At 50.9% G+C, this 14,563-nt stretch carries 22 protein-coding genes and 4 tRNA genes; 9 read left to right on the top strand and 17 right to left on the bottom strand.

The genetic code is table 11. The features are described 5' to 3' along the window. Positions 1-35 precede the first annotated feature (35 nt). Both NHAL_RS04720 and NHAL_RS04715 read left to right on the top strand, forming a co-directional pair. Positions 36-254: a DUF4224 domain-containing protein gene (locus NHAL_RS04720; RefSeq protein WP_013032022.1), complete on the top strand. Its 219-nt coding sequence runs from the start codon at positions 36-38 to the stop codon at positions 252-254. After that, positions 238-1,200, top strand: coding sequence for a site-specific integrase (locus tag NHAL_RS04715; protein WP_013032021.1), 963 nt, complete (start codon positions 238-240; stop codon positions 1,198-1,200). Before NHAL_RS04720 ends, NHAL_RS04715 begins: the two co-directional genes overlap by 17 nt. 70 nt (positions 1,201-1,270) lie before the next feature. On the opposite strand, the gene NHAL_RS04710 is transcribed toward NHAL_RS04715, so the two are convergent. Together NHAL_RS04710 and NHAL_RS04705 are read right to left on the bottom strand one after the other, a co-directional pair. Then, positions 1,271-1,346 (bottom strand) — tRNA-Lys (locus NHAL_RS04710). 13 nt (positions 1,347-1,359) lie between these two features. Then, a tRNA-His gene (locus NHAL_RS04705) sits at positions 1,360-1,435 on the bottom strand. Between the two features lie 594 nt (positions 1,436-2,029). Between NHAL_RS04705 and NHAL_RS20810 the strand changes: the two genes are divergently transcribed. After that, on the top strand, positions 2,030-2,335 hold the full coding sequence (locus tag NHAL_RS20810) for a hypothetical protein (RefSeq protein WP_013032020.1): 306 nt from the start codon (positions 2,030-2,032) through the stop codon (positions 2,333-2,335). On the opposite strand, the gene NHAL_RS04700 is transcribed toward NHAL_RS20810, so the two are convergent. From NHAL_RS04700 to NHAL_RS04680, 5 genes are all read right to left on the bottom strand, one after another. Further along, positions 2,296-3,519 carry an IS256 family transposase gene (locus tag NHAL_RS04700; RefSeq protein ID WP_013031487.1) on the bottom strand — a complete coding sequence of 408 codons (1,224 nt, stop codon included), beginning with the start codon at positions 3,517-3,519 and terminating at the stop codon, positions 2,296-2,298. The two genes, NHAL_RS20810 and NHAL_RS04700, sit on opposite strands and share 40 nt — an antisense overlap. Positions 3,520-3,581: 62 nt before the next feature. After that, entirely contained in the window at positions 3,582-3,806 is a 225-nt protein-coding gene (locus tag NHAL_RS04695; protein ID WP_013032019.1) for a KilA-N domain-containing protein, read from the bottom strand. Between the two features lie 196 nt (positions 3,807-4,002). Then, positions 4,003-4,275 (bottom strand): helix-turn-helix domain-containing protein, encoded by a 273-nt coding sequence (locus NHAL_RS04690; protein ID WP_013032018.1) that lies wholly within the window; start codon positions 4,273-4,275, stop codon positions 4,003-4,005. Then, positions 4,272-4,460: a hypothetical protein gene (locus tag NHAL_RS04685; protein WP_013032017.1), complete on the bottom strand. Its 189-nt coding sequence runs from the start codon at positions 4,458-4,460 to the stop codon at positions 4,272-4,274. The genes NHAL_RS04690 and NHAL_RS04685 overlap by 4 nt, the downstream gene beginning before the upstream one ends. Beyond that, entirely contained in the window at positions 4,457-4,702 is a 246-nt protein-coding gene (locus tag NHAL_RS04680; protein ID WP_013032016.1) for a helix-turn-helix domain-containing protein, read from the bottom strand. Before NHAL_RS04680 ends, NHAL_RS04685 begins: the two co-directional genes overlap by 4 nt. Here NHAL_RS04680 and NHAL_RS19635 point away from each other — a divergent pair. The 4 genes from NHAL_RS19635 (at position 4,701) to NHAL_RS04660 (ending at position 7,687) form a co-directional block, all read left to right on the top strand. Beyond that, positions 4,701-5,549 (top strand): helix-turn-helix domain-containing protein, encoded by an 849-nt coding sequence (locus NHAL_RS19635; protein ID WP_083761358.1) that lies wholly within the window; start codon positions 4,701-4,703, stop codon positions 5,547-5,549. The genes NHAL_RS04680 and NHAL_RS19635 overlap by 2 nt on opposite strands. Before the next feature lies 1 nt (position 5,550). After that, positions 5,551-5,778, top strand: a complete 228-nt coding sequence (locus NHAL_RS04670; protein WP_013032014.1) for a hypothetical protein — start codon at positions 5,551-5,553, stop codon at positions 5,776-5,778. A gap of 263 nt (positions 5,779-6,041) precedes the next feature. Beyond that, positions 6,042-6,539, top strand: coding sequence for a DUF4365 domain-containing protein (locus NHAL_RS04665; protein ID WP_013032013.1), 498 nt, complete (start codon positions 6,042-6,044; stop codon positions 6,537-6,539). Continuing rightward, a complete protein-coding gene (locus NHAL_RS04660; RefSeq protein ID WP_013032012.1) occupies positions 6,536-7,687 on the top strand; it encodes a hypothetical protein in 1,152 nt (383 codons plus the stop codon). Before NHAL_RS04665 ends, NHAL_RS04660 begins: the two co-directional genes overlap by 4 nt. Positions 7,688-7,745: 58 nt before the next feature. Here NHAL_RS04660 and NHAL_RS04655 read toward each other — a convergent pair whose 3' ends face one another. The 7 genes from NHAL_RS04655 to NHAL_RS04625 form a co-directional block, all read right to left on the bottom strand. Continuing rightward, positions 7,746-7,919, bottom strand: a complete 174-nt coding sequence (locus NHAL_RS04655; protein ID WP_238985442.1) for a toxin-antitoxin system HicB family antitoxin — start codon at positions 7,917-7,919, stop codon at positions 7,746-7,748. A 43-nt stretch (positions 7,920-7,962) separates the two neighbouring features. Beyond that, positions 7,963-8,211, bottom strand: a complete 249-nt coding sequence (gene brnA / locus NHAL_RS04650; protein ID WP_013032010.1) for a type II toxin-antitoxin system BrnA family antitoxin — start codon at positions 8,209-8,211, stop codon at positions 7,963-7,965. Then, positions 8,208-8,510, bottom strand: coding sequence for a BrnA antitoxin family protein (locus NHAL_RS04645; RefSeq protein WP_013032009.1), 303 nt, complete (start codon positions 8,508-8,510; stop codon positions 8,208-8,210). Before NHAL_RS04645 ends, brnA begins: the two co-directional genes overlap by 4 nt. 3 nt (positions 8,511-8,513) lie before the next feature. Further along, a complete protein-coding gene (locus tag NHAL_RS04640; RefSeq protein WP_203434358.1) occupies positions 8,514-8,858 on the bottom strand; it encodes an HVO_A0114 family putative DNA-binding protein in 345 nt (114 codons plus the stop codon). Positions 8,859-8,896: 38 nt separating this feature from the next. Then, positions 8,897-9,106 carry a type II toxin-antitoxin system HicB family antitoxin gene (locus tag NHAL_RS04635; protein ID WP_013032007.1) on the bottom strand — a complete coding sequence of 70 codons (210 nt, stop codon included), beginning with the start codon at positions 9,104-9,106 and terminating at the stop codon, positions 8,897-8,899. After that, on the bottom strand, positions 9,103-9,369 hold the full coding sequence (locus NHAL_RS04630; protein ID WP_013032006.1) for a type II toxin-antitoxin system HicA family toxin: 267 nt from the start codon (positions 9,367-9,369) through the stop codon (positions 9,103-9,105). The genes NHAL_RS04635 and NHAL_RS04630 overlap by 4 nt, the downstream gene beginning before the upstream one ends. 337 nt (positions 9,370-9,706) lie before the next feature. Continuing rightward, positions 9,707-10,930, bottom strand: coding sequence for an IS256 family transposase (locus NHAL_RS04625; RefSeq protein ID WP_013032005.1), 1,224 nt, complete (start codon positions 10,928-10,930; stop codon positions 9,707-9,709). 29 nt (positions 10,931-10,959) lie between these two features. Here NHAL_RS04625 and NHAL_RS04620 point away from each other — a divergent pair, with 29 nt between their 5' ends. Next, the gene (locus NHAL_RS04620; RefSeq protein WP_083761357.1) at positions 10,960-11,583 is read left to right on the top strand and encodes a tyrosine-type recombinase/integrase; all 624 of its coding nucleotides are present in this window, start codon (positions 10,960-10,962) and stop codon (positions 11,581-11,583) included. Positions 11,584-11,605: 22 nt separating this feature from the next. Here NHAL_RS04620 and NHAL_RS04615 read toward each other — a convergent pair. Next, a tRNA-Arg gene (locus NHAL_RS04615) sits at positions 11,606-11,682 on the bottom strand. 59 nt (positions 11,683-11,741) lie between these two features. Next, positions 11,742-11,818 (bottom strand) — tRNA-Pro (locus NHAL_RS04610). Positions 11,819-11,990: 172 nt separating this feature from the next. On the opposite strand from NHAL_RS04610, the gene folD reads away from it, so the two are divergent. Beyond that, the gene (gene folD / locus NHAL_RS04605) at positions 11,991-12,845 is read left to right on the top strand and encodes a bifunctional methylenetetrahydrofolate dehydrogenase/methenyltetrahydrofolate cyclohydrolase FolD (protein WP_013032004.1); all 855 of its coding nucleotides are present in this window, start codon (positions 11,991-11,993) and stop codon (positions 12,843-12,845) included. 170 nt (positions 12,846-13,015) lie between these two features. On the opposite strand, the gene cysS is transcribed toward folD, so the two are convergent. Further along, positions 13,016-14,470 (bottom strand): cysteine--tRNA ligase, encoded by a 1,455-nt coding sequence (cysS, locus tag NHAL_RS04600; protein ID WP_013032003.1) that lies wholly within the window; start codon positions 14,468-14,470, stop codon positions 13,016-13,018. Between the last annotated feature and the right edge of the window lie 93 nt (positions 14,471-14,563).

The following is a 14,563-nucleotide window of genomic DNA, read 5'->3' as shown; positions in this document are numbered from 1 at the left end:
GCCCGGGCAACCCAAACCAGCCAAATATATGAGCCATGTTCTTAACTCGATCAGAATTGCAAGAACTCACCGGCTATAAAAAACCGAGCTGCATGATCAGGCAGCTCCGGTCTTATGGCCTGCGTTTTTTCGTGGCCGCCGATGGCTACCCGCGCGTTGCAAGGTCAGAGATTGAAGGGGGCAAGCAAGAAAAGCCAAAATCTAGGCCCGACTTCTCGGCGCTTGAAAGGGTAGGCAATGGGCAGGAAGCGTAAAGGTCGCAAAGATTTACCTCAGCGAGTGTACCACAACCACAACACCTACTTCTTTGTGGACCGCCAGGGGAAATGGCATAACCTCGGCCGCGACTATCATCAAGCCATGGTTCGATATGCTGAAATCAACACCCAACCTAGGCCCATGATGACTCTTGGCCAAGTGATGGACCGATACCAGAAAGAAGTCATCCCAAAGAAAGCGCCCCGGACTCAGAAAGACAATCTAAAGCAGTTGGTCCCCCTCCGAGCCGTTTTCGGACACATGCCGCCGAATGACCTCACCCCGCCTGAGATTTATGCTTACATGGACCGACGGCCCCCAGTGAGCGCCAACAGGGAAAAGGCCTTGCTATCCCATATATTTTCATACGCTATTCGCTGGGGCGCTGCCAAAGACAACCCCTGCCGACACGTTAAGCGTAATACGGAAACACCATCCGGGCGCTATGTGGATCCGGAACAATACCGCCTAGTCTATGACGTTATGCCGGAAGTCGTCCAATGCGCCATGGATATTGCGCTGCTCACAGGTCTTCGCCAGGGGGATGTGCTAAAGCTGAAACGTACCGACTGCAAAGAGGAGGGCCTGCTGGTTGGTACCAGCAAGACGGGGCGTACACTGATGTTCTCTTGGACCGAGGATCTTCGAGAGGCCATCAATCGCGCTCAAAACCTTCCGAGCACCATCGCCACACTCTGGATTCTGCACACTAAACACGGCCAGCCATACACGGGAGACGGCTTTAGAACGCTCTGGCAGAAGGCTATGCGGAAAGCTATTCAAGAAGGCAGACTTGATCCTAGCATGCGGTTTGCCTTTAAGGATTTAAGGACGACCGCAGGCTCAGATGCGAGCGACGACAACTTGCTGGGGCACGAGGACAGGCGGACTCTCTATCGGCATTACAAGAGAAAACCACTCAAGGTGACCCCACTTAGATAGAAAAATATTTGGCTGCCAAATATTTCGTCAAAATTACGTCACCCAAAAATAACGTAACTTATTGATTTAATGGTGGGCCATCAAGGACTCGAACCTTGAACCTACTGATTAAGAGTCAGCTGCTCTACCAATTGAGCTAATGGCCCCAACACTAAAATTTGGGGTGAGCGATGGGATTTGAACCCACGACCACAGGAGCCACAATCCTGCGCTCTACCAACTGAGCTACGCCCACCATAAAAGCCGATAATTATACCGCAGTATGCGGTAAGGTGCAGCCTCTAAACTGCAATACATGGCGCGCCCGGTAGGATTCGAACCTACTACCCTCGGCTTAGAAGGCCTAGAATTCACAGACATAGGTTAATAAATTCAACAACTTACTAGCCATGCCCCGCGCCTAGCGTGACTAAATATGTCACGAAACACCCCCTTTTGACAGCGTTGCGTCACGATTTAGTCACGCTAAAAAGGTTAATCCTTTACCTATGCAAATGCAAATTCTTGAGTTGGCCCCCTCCTTTCCGCTGGTGCTCTGCAGGGCTATCAGGAGCGCAGCCAGACAGGCAGAGTGCCCTCCCCGGCCTGGATGAGTTGGTTGAGACGCTGCTGGATTAGATTTGGAGCTACTCCATACATTAACCCTAATGATCTTAATTATTATAGAAGCTATGGAAACAGACCAAAGTACGTAAAAATACCCATTTTTATTACAGGGGTTTTGGTCTTTACTTACTATTCATTTTAAATTCACAACAATTGATAAAACCCCTGTTAAGCACCGGCGGCCCCATGGCAGCAAGTGCTTTCGCAATTAAGGGAGGCGATCATGTCCTTAGCGACTCACCTGGCGGTAGCCCACAGCCTCGGGGCTAAGGTTGAAGACCACGCCACCTTTTTAACTTCCCCTGAGGTCCTGGATTTTGCCCTATGCCGGGAATTTTGGGAGGCAGCACAACAAGTCCGCGATTCCGAGATGAAAGTCATCATTGACTTGAGCAAAACCCACTCGATTCGCGACTCCGGTTATACGCTGCTCTGGATGTTGAAGGACAGCCTCAATAGAGGGTGTCAAGTTTTTTGTGTAACTAATTTTCACTTGGGCATCCGCTCAGCGAAGAGGATGACGAATTGATTGAGGGCGGCCTTCCAGTCCCGAATGGGTTGAGTCCATTTTTTGGTGATATTGTTCAGGGCCAGATAGAGCACCTTGAAAATGGCTTCATCCGTGGGAAAAGCGCCCCGGTTTTTCAAGACTTTTCGTAGTGAATAGTTCAAGGATTCGATGGCGTTGGTGGTATAAATGGCTCGCCGGATCTGGGGTGGGTAATCAAAGAAGACCGTCAGCCGTGACCAATCGGCCCGCCAGCTGGGGCTGATGGCCGGATATGTCTCATCCCAACGCGCTGAGAAGCGCTCTAGGGCCTGTTCGGCCTCGGCCAGGGTCGCGGCGCCATAGATGGCCCGCAGGTCGGCCGCCACGGCCCGGCGCTGTTTCCAGGGGACATACTTCAGCGAGCCGCGCACCTTGTGCACGATGCACAGCTGAACCTGGGCCTGTGGAAACACCGCCTCGATGGCCTCAGGCAGGCCCTTGAGCCCGTCCACGCAGGCAATAAAGCAATCCTCGACCCCCCGGTTTTTCAGCTCATTGAATACCGACAGCCAGAATTTAGCCCCTTCGTTTTCACTCATCCACATCCCTAACAGCTCTTTCTCTCCCTCTAGATTGACCCCCAGGGCTAAGTACACTGCTTTCGTTTTCACCATGCCCTCCTGGCGTGATTTCACAAACAAGGCATCAAAATATAGGATGGGATAGACGGCCGATAGGGGCCGGCTTTGCCAGGCCCGCACCTCCTCCAACACCGCATCGGTCACCTGGGAAATCAGCGCCGGGGAGACCTCCACCCCATAGAGCTCTTCCAGCTGCGCCTCAATCTCTCGGGTCGAGAGCCCCCGGGCATACAGCGCTAGCACCTTCTCATCAAAGCCCTCCAGCCGACGCTGACGTTTCTTGACCAATTGCGGCTCAAAATTCCCATTGCGGTCCCGTGGCACCTCGATTTCCAATTGCCCCGCCTCGCTCTGAACCCGCTTCTTGCTCTTGCCGTTGCGGCTGTTGCCACTGCCCCGACCTTCCTGAGCATGGGGCGCGTACCCTAGGTGCTCAGTCAGCTCAGCCTCCAAAACCCGCTCCACCAAGCGCTTGCTCAGCTGCTTCAATAACCCATGCTCGCCCAGAACCTCTTTCGGGCTATTGCACTCCTTCAGAAGTTCATCCAGCAACTCATCGGTCTTTTTTTCAATACTGGTCATCAGTGCTTTCTCCTTGTTGTTAATTACAGATCACCAGTTACACAGTTATTTGTACACCCCCATTACCCAGAAAAATTGGTATTTCCTCTTTTCGTTTTAATAAAGTGAGTTCGGCTCACTTTATGGTGTTCACAAATCGCCGCTATATATTCTTGTGTCGAGACCAACACAAGCCAATCGTTCGGTCTTTTCCCGTATCTCTCAGCAACAGCCGTCGCATTGAACCACCCTTCTCCGGTGAATTGCACCAGGAGCCCTTCATAATCTTTCTCAATGAGCGCTTTCACCTATCGCCACCCTCCGGCCTGGTTATACCAATTTGACAAAAGAATGCAATTTATTAAGGTTGTAAGTGTTTGTTTAAATTAGACCTATACAGTGCAAAATTACATGAAATTGGTATTAGAAGGCGCCAGGCCCAAACGGTCCCGGTGGCACGCCTCGGCATTGCCGCCCCAAGGCTATGGCGGTGTTGTAATCTGTTCATCCGAGCGCCTTCCGCGCCAAGGTGCGCATGGCCTCGTATTCCTCCCTGGGCACACTGATCATTTCCCCTTCCCTCTCGATGACCTCGTAGCCTAGGGCGTAGAGAAAAAGCACCACCTTGCCTAGGGAGATTCCCGCTTTCCCGGACACGATCCGATTGACCTGAGTGGTGCTCAGGCCCGTCTGCTCCGAAATGGCGTTCTGGTGTGTCACGGCAATGCGACGCAGCAGGTCGGACTCGGTGATAAATCCCCTCTGATTCCCTGTCATTCCCTAAATCCATGGGCTTTACTCCTGCCAAACGATTTTTCAGGAGATGGCGATGCCTTCCTTTCAAACTGCCCGCACTGCCGCTCAATGTCCCAGGCATAACCTCGCTCGCCTTTGGCCAGGCATTCGACGGAGATTCCACCGTGAACGAGCCAAGGCTTGGCATGGAGGCAGGTGGGGGTCATGCGGCAGCCTCTTCCCTTTCCCCGAAGATGTCGGGCCGCAGTTCGTACCGGGTGACACGACCATTAGTGGCGCACTCAATGGGAAGCACGTATTCAGCGGGAATTCGCTGGCACTTGTCCCGGTACAACCAGTTCCAAATACGCTGTTGCGTAACGCCCAAGCGTTTTGCCAGCTCAACTTGTCCGCCGACGATTTCAACTGCTCTTTGTAGTGATGGAATTAATACAGGTCGATTAGCCATGCCCAATTTATACAACCTGAGTTGTCTTAATGTCAACAACTATAGATGTTTGAATGGTTACAACACAAGTTGTAATTTGCCTGGCATGAACCTAGGTGAGCGTTTAAAGAAAGCCAGGCTGGAAGCGAATATGACGCAGAGGCAGCTAGCAGAGACCTCTGGCGTCAAACAGCAAATGATTTCAAAGCTGGAAGTCGGGCGTGCATCCGAAACCTCAGATATTGTCTCGCTTGCCAAAGCGTTAGGGGTAAGATCGGAGTGGCTGGACTCTGGAGAGGAACCTATGCGCCTAGGAGAATATATTGCTGATACAGTGAAACGGTTGCGCGAGGAGCAAGGCTGGAGCCAGTCAGAGCTGGCTCGTCGTGTAAAAGTGAAACCTCAGAATATTCAGCAGCTTGAAGATGGAACCGTTAAACAACCCCGGTACTTAATGGAACTGGCTAGGGTTTTCGGCGTAACTGTTGAGGAACTCTCTTCTGGGGGTCCGCGCTCAAAAAAAGAGGAGACCCCAGAATACGTACTACGACTATCTCGGCTTATTGCCTCGGCCTCACCAGAAAAGATTAGGGCCATTGAATCGATCATTGATGCCCCGCCCGAGAAGGTTCAAGCCATCCTGACCCTCCTAGGAGTCAAGGAAGAGGCCATCTACCCCTTACCGCACAAAGAACGCCGCAGCGGCAGGGACCGCCGGCAAAACGTCCACGAAGTGGACTTCGAGCGCAGGAGCGGGCTGGATAGGCGAGATGATGAGGCGGTGATTATGGAACCTGGGGAGTCGTTGGCTGATTTCTTGGCCAGACAGGAAAAGGAGAAGAATAAAAAAAAGGATAAGGAACCCTGACATGGACGGCCATCTCACGTCACAGGGGACAATTAAAACCCTGGAGGACTTGCTTGGCAGAGCCCGTGAGGGGCAGCTTATTGGCGTGGCATTCGTGGGTATTCTTCGGGGCCGCCGCCCCATCAAAGGATTCTCGGGGCATTCCGCCCAAGATCCCTACTTCACTATGGGGGTTATGCAAGGTTTGAGTGAGGATCTTCTCGCCCGCGCCAAAACGCGGAGGTATTGAGTCGGGGGGCATTCAGCATCTATAAAGATGCCGAGGACAGGTGGTGAGGAGTAACAAGAACAGGCTAAGGGATGGGGGTATTAGAAAACATCCACCTCCCCACCGCATGCGATTGCGCTCTGGACAGTTTATTCAGAATCCTAAAGAACCTCTAGGCTAAGACGATACGGCCACTAACCGCTAAGATTTGCCCGCTGTTTAAGAAAAATATAAAGGAGCTTTCACTTTATAGCACTGAGATTTAAAAATGTAGATAGCTTAGTATGGATCTTGCTCAACAAAAAGAACAATTTAGTGTGGCTTATATAAAGGCTATCGCAGCTCAAGCAGGCCTTAATAATGCTCATCCATCTGTAGACGATGACAGCATCGACTTAGAGCTTATAGGGAAAGATTTCAAAGGAATACTCAGAAACCCGAAAATTGAATTACAACTAAAGTGCACCTCCCGTGATCTGCTGAACGGTAACGTTATTAAATTTCCATTGTCCCTAAAGAACTATAATGATCTCCGTGGAGATAATGTTCTATGTCCCAGATACTTAGCCGTCTTAGTCATTCCAGAAAATGTACAGGACTGGGTAGAATACAAGGATGAAGAGTTAATCTTGAGAAACTCATGTTACTGGGTATCTATCAGAAATCATCCTAAAACCTATAATAAAACAAAAGTCACCGTTGATATTCCGCTAAAGCAAAGGCTGACAAAAGAGACTTTAGTGGAACTTATGACCCTTGCTAGCAAGGGTGAGTACTTATGAGCAACTCTACCCTCTTGAAGCGTATTGAAGCAATTACGCCGGACCAAATCCGAGGCTACTTGGTATCCAATGGATGGATAGAGGAAGGCTCAATAGGAGAGATTGCATCGATTTGGCACAGAACAGAAGCCAAATATACAAATTTCGAGGTGGTTCAGCCAGAAGCGCAATATCTCAAGGATTACAAGAAACGTGTCTGGGATATAATTCATATACTTTCTCACTTCGAAGAAAGATCTTATGACGATGTATTAAAGGACGTTGCAAATTTCTATGCCGACCTCGTACAGATACGAGTTGTCCATACTGATGTTAAAGACGGCTCAATTCCCATAGAAGATGGAGTATTGCTAATTAAAAAGGCACAAGCTCTAATTACGTCAGTGACACTTTCAACTCTTTCAAAGAAAAAACTTTTCTCTGGGTATTATCCTCAGAAAGCGAAAGATCATATAAGGAATGTAAGGCTCGGGCAAACTGAAGCAGGCAGCTATATAATTAACTTAATTTCCCCGATACTACAAAATAAAGAAGCCCAGTCAGAGTTATTAGAGAGAGTATCTTTTGCGCGCGCAGTTATGAATACTCTAGCAAAAAGCTTAGAAGCGATTTCATATTCCGTAGAAGAGTACAGGAGAAAATCGAGCTTGTTTGTTTTCGATAAGGCCGTTGAGCAAGGTGTAAGCGCAAATTTTTGCGATGCCCTTATAGGCCTAAGTGGAGAAACCAAAGCTCGTAATTTCTCTATCTCTATATCCCTCTCAAAAGCCGAGAAGAGCATCGATAAAATAAAATTAGAGCATTCATTTTCCTCTGATTATATACCTTATTTGGAAGAAGCTTCCGAATATTTCAAGGATAATTATATACTACAAGACACCAAGATTCTTGGTATAGTTAAGAAATTAGAACGCGATGAGAACAGCGAATCTGGACTGGTTACGGTAACTGAACTAGAAAATGAGAAAAAGCGGAATATTACGTTTGAATTATCTGGAGATGATTATCTGAACGCTATCCATGCGCACGAAAATAGGCAATTAGTAGAATGTCGTGGAGACCTACATATATCCCCTAGAAGTGCAAAACTCATAAATAATAGCGGATTTAGAATTCTATCCCCTAATAGGGATTTGTTTGAGTCGTAAAAGACTATTCCTAGCCCACCCTGAGCAGGCCTTTTTGCACCTTTCTGGCGTTTGCTTACTAATCCACTGGCGCTGAAACCTCCTGCTCCAGCACCTCCACCACCCACTGATTGAGACTCTTCCCATTGGCCTCGGCCATCATGGCGCAGCGCGCGTGAACTTCTGGCGGCATGCGAAGGATCAGTTTGCAGGAATAAGGTTTTTGCGCCGGAACGCCGCGCTTCTTACTCACCTCGATATAGTGATCCACCGCAATCAACTACCGCCGTTCCTCTTCAGCGCTGCGTTAGTGCATCTCTCCTGGAACTTTGATCAAGTTTGTCTGCCAGCCAGAGCTTAATCAACGCTTGGCGTGTGACTCCGAGGCGGCGCGCTTCCCTATCAAGCAATTGCACCATCCAGGCGGGGAAATCCACGTTGGCGCGCCTTGCCTCAAGCCCTGGGCGGCAGGCCTTTTCTAAATCAAGGAACTCAGTTACATCCTTGCCCTCATTGAACTTCCTGTCAAAATCAGAGGCTTTCATCGCTCCGAGCGGTGCTCCTTAATCCATTCCTTTAAAGCCTCATCCATGCGGGCCTGCCAGCCTTCGCCGGTGGATCGGAAGTATTCAACCACCTCTGGGCTATACCGTATCGACAATAATATCTTGCGGTTCTTCGCCTTTGGCCTGCCCCCGCGTACCAGCTTATTGCCTCTGTATTCGTCAGCCTCATCAAAGAACTCATCCGTCAATTCCGGCAGTTCCTCATACTCCTCCGGCTGGATGGCATGAGCGTCAACTTTCTTCAAGTCGCTCCCGATATTTTTTGATTTCCCGTTCATTCCTCACGCCGCCGTACACAATGAAAGGTGAATTTGAATTTCATCCCACGGTACATACAGCCGCCCCTCTGCATCCTTAGCGATGAGTTCATGCTTGAGCAGCTTCTGCGCATCCCCGTGGACGTTGCTGTAGTTGCGCTCCAAACACTTTGCCAAGGCGTAGATGGTTAAGGGGCCTTCCGATTTCAACAGCTCCAGAAGCGCAAGCCGAGCGGGAGTCAGCTCGGAAAAAAGATGGGCCGCACTCGAAAAATTCAGGTAATAATCCGCCTCCGGCACCCGCTCTCCCGCATCCATGCGCCGAGCGGTTTCACGCGCACGGCGGGCCATTTCATCGAATGACTCCACGCCGATAAAAACCTTGTTGGCCATAAATCACGCTTTGATTAGGCTGCATTTCTGGTTTTGGTGACAGGCTCGGGTATGGAATCTCCAGACTTCCTACAAGCCTCAACCCACGCGGCAGCCGCGTCCTGAATTTCTCGAATAGCTTCCTCCGGGGTGGCGCCCCAGGCGCTACAGCCCGGAAGATCAGGAACTACCGCGATATAACCTTCATCCTCCTCGCTCCAGAAAATCTCAATCAAATACTTCATAGGCCGCCTCCATATTTCTGGATCATCGCTATCAACTGCCGTGCTTGGTAAGGCGGGATATAACCTTGGCGCTTTTGGAAGTTAAGCTGTACCGGTTCGCCTTTCCTTTTAAAAACACGATGGGAGCCTTTACCTCCCCTATGGGCAAATCCCAAATACTCAGCAGCTTTGCAGGCATCCTCAAACCGCACCGCTTTGGGATTGTTGCAAACAGCCTCCAACAATTTAGTCTTCATATCATCATGGTAGGCGATATATTGCATATAGGCAATATACTCCCTCTAACCTCCTCATCCCCTTCCCTTTTCCGATATGGCAGCGGCTGGAGTGAGCCCGCTAATGTCCCGCTTTCCCGCTAATATCGCGGTAATGCTGTGGAGCCTTAGAAAATAAATTTGTAATTATTTACAACTTTAGTTGTTGACATATTGACAACCTAAGTTGTAATCTCTCCCTATCGACGCCCCAAATGTCTCCACAGGGGACACATTAAGGGCAAAGCGTTTAGGTTGCGGCGGCGTAGAAATTCGCAGACACGCAGGCAAGAACACGCTGATTAACCCGCAACCGAGGGTGTCAAGTTTTTTGTGTAACTAATTTTCACTTGGGCATCCGCTCAGCGAAGAGGATGACGAATTGATTGAGGGCGGCCTTCCAGTCCCGAATGGGTTGAGTCCATTTTTTGGTGATATTGTTCAGGGCCAGATAGAGCACCTTGAAAATGGCTTCATCCGTGGGAAAAGCGCCCCGGTTTTTCAAGACTTTTCGTAGTGAATAGTTCAAGGATTCGATGGCGTTGGTGGTATAAATGGCTCGCCGGATCTGGGGTGGGTAATCAAAGAAGACCGTCAGCCGTGACCAATCGGCCCGCCAGCTGGGGCTGATGGCCGGACATGTCTCATCCCAACGCGCTGAGAAGCGCTCTAGGGCCTGTTCGGCCTCGGCCAGGGTCGCGGCGCCATAGATGGCCCGCAGGTCGGCCGCCACGGCCCGGCGCTGTTTCCAGGGGACATACTTCAGCGAGCCGCGCACCTTGTGCACGATGCACAGCTGAACCTGGGCCTGTGGAAACACCGCCTCGATGGCCTCAGGCAGGCCCTTGAGCCCGTCCACGCAGGCAATAAAGCAATCCTCGACCCCCCGGTTTTTCAGCTCATTGAATACCGACAGCCAGAATTTAGCCCCTTCGTTTTCACTCATCCACATCCCTAACAGCTCTTTCTCTCCCTCTAGATTGACCCCCAGGGCTAAGTACACTGCTTTCGTTTTCACCATGCCCTCCTGGCGTGATTTCACAAACAAGGCATCAAAATATAGGATGGGATAGACGGCCGATAGGGGCCGGCTTTGCCAGGCCCGCACCTCCTCCAACACCGCATCGGTCACCTGGGAAATCAGCGCCGGGGAGACCTCCACCCCATAGAGCTCTTCCAGCTGCGCCTCAATCTCTCGGGTCGAGAGCCCCCGGGCATACAGCGCTAGCACCTTCTCATCAAAGCCCTCCAGCCGACGCTGACGTTTCTTGACCAATTGCGGCTCAAAATTCCCATTGCGGTCCCGTGGCACCTCGATTTCCAATTGCCCCGCCTCGCTCTGAACCCGCTTCTTGCTCTTGCCGTTGCGGCTGTTGCCACTGCCCCGACCTTCCTGAGCATGGGGCGCGTACCCTAGGTGCTCAGTCAGCTCAGCCTCCAAAACCCGCTCCACCAAGCGCTTGCTCAGCTGCTTCAATAACCCATGCTCGCCCAGAACCTCTTTCGGGCTATTGCACTCCTTCAGAAGTTCATCCAGCAACTCATCGGTCTTTTTTTCAATACTGGTCATCAGTGCTTTCTCCTTGTTGTTAATTACAGATCACCAGTTACACAGTTATTTGTACACCCCCGCTGGATACCCGTGAAGAAGCCGGCAAGCTGATTCGCGAGGCTGGAAGAGATCCTCGGGCGCAGCACTTGCCGGACTTTATCACATTGGCTCTTCATACCGGCTGCCGAAAGGGCGAACTTTTAGGGTTGGAATGGCGGCGGGTCAACATGAAAGCCCGTCTGATTTTACTCGAAGGGACGCACACAAAAGCCGGTAAGCGCCGCTCGGTGCCTATCAACAATACCGCCCATAGCGCACTAATGCGGCGGCTCAAGTTCCGGGCACAGCATTGTCCCCAGACTCCTTGGGTCTTTTGCCATCCAGACGGAACACGAGTTAAAAATATCCATGCCAGGGGCGGGTTCAGAACGGCCTGCCGGCGGGCCGGGATTGAGAACTTCCGGGTCCACGACCTAAGGCACACTTGCGCGGCTTGGTTGGTGACTGCCGGGGTGCCTTTGGCGGAGGTTAGAGACCTACTCGGTCATCACACCATCGCGATGACAGAGCGCTATGCCCATTTAGCGCCTGAGAACGTCCGAGCGGCTGTGGGGCGTCTTGATAGTGAGTCACGATCTGGTCACGTTATGGAAATCATTTCCAATGGATAACCAGGTAACTTATTGATTTATATGGCGCGCCCGGTAGGATTCGAACCTACTACCCTCGGCTTAGAAGGCCGATGCTCTATCCGAATGAGCTACGGGCGCATGGAATGGCACTCTTATAACCCATAGACGGGCCAACAGGCACCACTCCTTGTATAAAGTGGTCGGGGTAGAGGGATTTGAACCCCCGACCCTCTGCTCCCAAAGCAGATGCGCTACCAGGCTGCGCTATACCCCGAAACTGTTGATATTAAGGCGAGCCGGACGAAGCGTCAATGCATCTCTACCCGCCTTCTTTCCTTAATGGGTTTCTACAGGGGGTCTGACTGTGTAATTTAGTGACCCTTCCCCTTAAGGAATTATAATAACAAATTACGCTTTCTATTACTGAATTATTATAAGGATCATTCATGAGCGCTAAAATCCTTGACGGTAAAGCCATCGCCGCCAACATTCGACAAAATATCAAAAAACGGGTTCAAGAAAGGATTGCGGCTGGGCTGCGCCCTCCAGGACTGACGGTGATACTTCTTGGCAACGATCCGGCCTCCCGGGCTTATGTCCGTAACAAACGGCGCGCCTGTGAAGAGGTGGGCTTCAAATCCTTGGCCTATGATCTGCCAGCAGATACCACCCAATCTCAGCTGCTAACCCTGATTGACCAATTAAACGCGGATTCAACCGTAGATGGGATTTTGGTTCAATTGCCCCTTGGAAAGCATATTGATCCCGAGCGAGTCATCGAACAGATCCATCCCGATAAAGATGTGGATGGCTTCCATCCCTACAACATTGGTCGGCTGACTCTGCGCCTCCCCCTTCTTAGGCCCTGCACGCCCCATGGGGTCATTACTCTTTTGAAAACCACAGAACAAGATCTCAAGAGCTTAGAGGCGGTCGTGGTGGGGGCTTCCAATATCGTGGGACGACCCATGGTCCTGGAGCTATTACTCGCTGGCTGTACAGTGACTGTCTGCCACCGTTGGACTCGGGATTTATTAAAGCACGTCTCAGAGGCGGATATTCTAGTTGCCGCCGCTGGGAAACCCCATTTAATCAAGGGGGAATGGATCAAACCGGGGGCAACGGTTATTGACGTGGGCTTTACTCGGCAACCCGACGGGACCCTAAGCGGCGATGTGGAATTTGAAGCGGCCCGCAAACGGGCGGCTTGGATCACGCCGGTTCCGGGAGGAGTAGGTCCAATGACCATAGCGACCTTACTGGAAAATACCCTTTATGCCGCAGAGCAACTGCATAACTAATCCTACGCCCCCAAATAACGGCCTCTGGCGGTATGAAAGCTCTAGCCGAGATTTTTCACCACCAAGACACAAAGAACACGAAGGTGGAAGTAAACTATTTTAATATATTTAAGTTTTTTGATTTCTTTGGGTTTTTCGTGCCTTTGTGGTGGTTTCGCGAATTATTGGGGCTAGCCCCGCCGCCAGAGGGTTCCCGTCGGGGTATCCTCCAGGGTAATTCCCTGTTTTTTCAGAACATCACGGAGGTGGTCCGCTGCCGCCCAGTCTTTGTTTTTACGGGCGGCGGTCCGCTGGGCAATCAATTGCTCAATGTCACCATCGGAAAGGGCGGCTTCTCCCTCTGCTGAGACAATGCTAGGTGCAGCGGCCTGTCGGGGATCGCGGAGAAACTGCTCGGGCTCCTGGGTTAGCAATCCTAAAATAGCACCCAATGATGGCAATAACCTTGCCAAATATTGCACCTTATCCTTATCACCCTCCTCGCGAGCACGATTAAGAGCATGCCGGATTTCATTTAATAGGGCCAAGGCCTCGGGAGTATTAAAATCATCGTCCATAGCTTCACAGAAGCGTTGGACAAAAGGATCATCCCCCTCGGCCAGTTCTTGTGCTGACCCTTGAGCCGATATGGAGATCCCCTCCCCCGGCATCCCTCGCAGCGCTGTATATAAGCGGGTAACGGCAGCTTGGGCGGTTTCTAGCTGTTGCTCGGTATAATTCAAAGGGCTGCGATAATGGCTAGAGAGAATAAAGTAGCGTAGCACTTCGGGGTGATAGTGTTCCAAAACCTCACGCACAGTGAAAAAATTGCCCAAGGATTTGGACATTTTCTCATCATCCACCCGCACAAAGCCGTTGTGCATCCAATAGTTAACAAATTTACAGCCAGTGGCCGCCTCACTCTGGGCAATCTCGTTCTCATGGTGAGGAAACTGCAAATCCTGACCCCCTCCATGAATGTCAAAATGAGGACCTAGTGCTTGGGTGGACATAGCCGAGCACTCAATGTGCCAACCGGGACGTCCCGGTCCCCAGGGAGAATCCCAGGCGGGCTCATTGGGTTTGGCGGCCTTCCATAGAACAAAATCCAAAGGATCGGTTTTGGCTTCGCTGACTTGCACCCGTTCGCCGGCCCGTAATTCATCTAATTGCTTTCCAGAAAGGGCACCATAGCCTTCAAAATGGCTGACATCATAGTAGATATCTCCATTTTCCCCTTGATAGGCATAGCCCTGCTCCAGCAACCGCTGTACCATGGCAATGATGGCCTCCATGGATTCCGTGGCCCGTGGCTCCCGATCCGGGGGTAATATCTGGAGGCCTTCCGCATCTTCATGGAGGGCCTCAATGTAACGGGCAGTCAGTTCCTGAATGTTCTCTCCCCTTTCATGGGCACGGCGGATGATTTTGTCGTCGATATCAGTGATGTTCCGGACATAGGTTACCTCAAATCCGCTGGCTCGCAGATAACGGGCCACCACATCAAAAACCACCATGACTCGGGCGTGACCCACATGGCACAGATCGTAGACCGTCATGCCACACACATACATGCGCACCTTGCCTGGTTCGATGGGAACGAACTCCTCTTTTCTCCTGGTCAGGCTATTATAGATACGCAGCATAAGGGGTTTCCTAAGATATTCAGCAAACTACCAATTTTCTATAAATTGTACTGCACTTTGGCGCCAAAGCAGCAATGCCCCAAAGAAGAACGG

The organism is Nitrosococcus halophilus Nc 4, assembly GCF_000024725.1.
In the GTDB taxonomy this organism is placed as follows: Bacteria; Pseudomonadota; Gammaproteobacteria; order Nitrosococcales; family Nitrosococcaceae; genus Nitrosococcus; species Nitrosococcus halophilus.
Note: the sequence above shows the minus strand (reverse complement) of the source record. Positions and strands in the feature narration are given on the sequence as shown.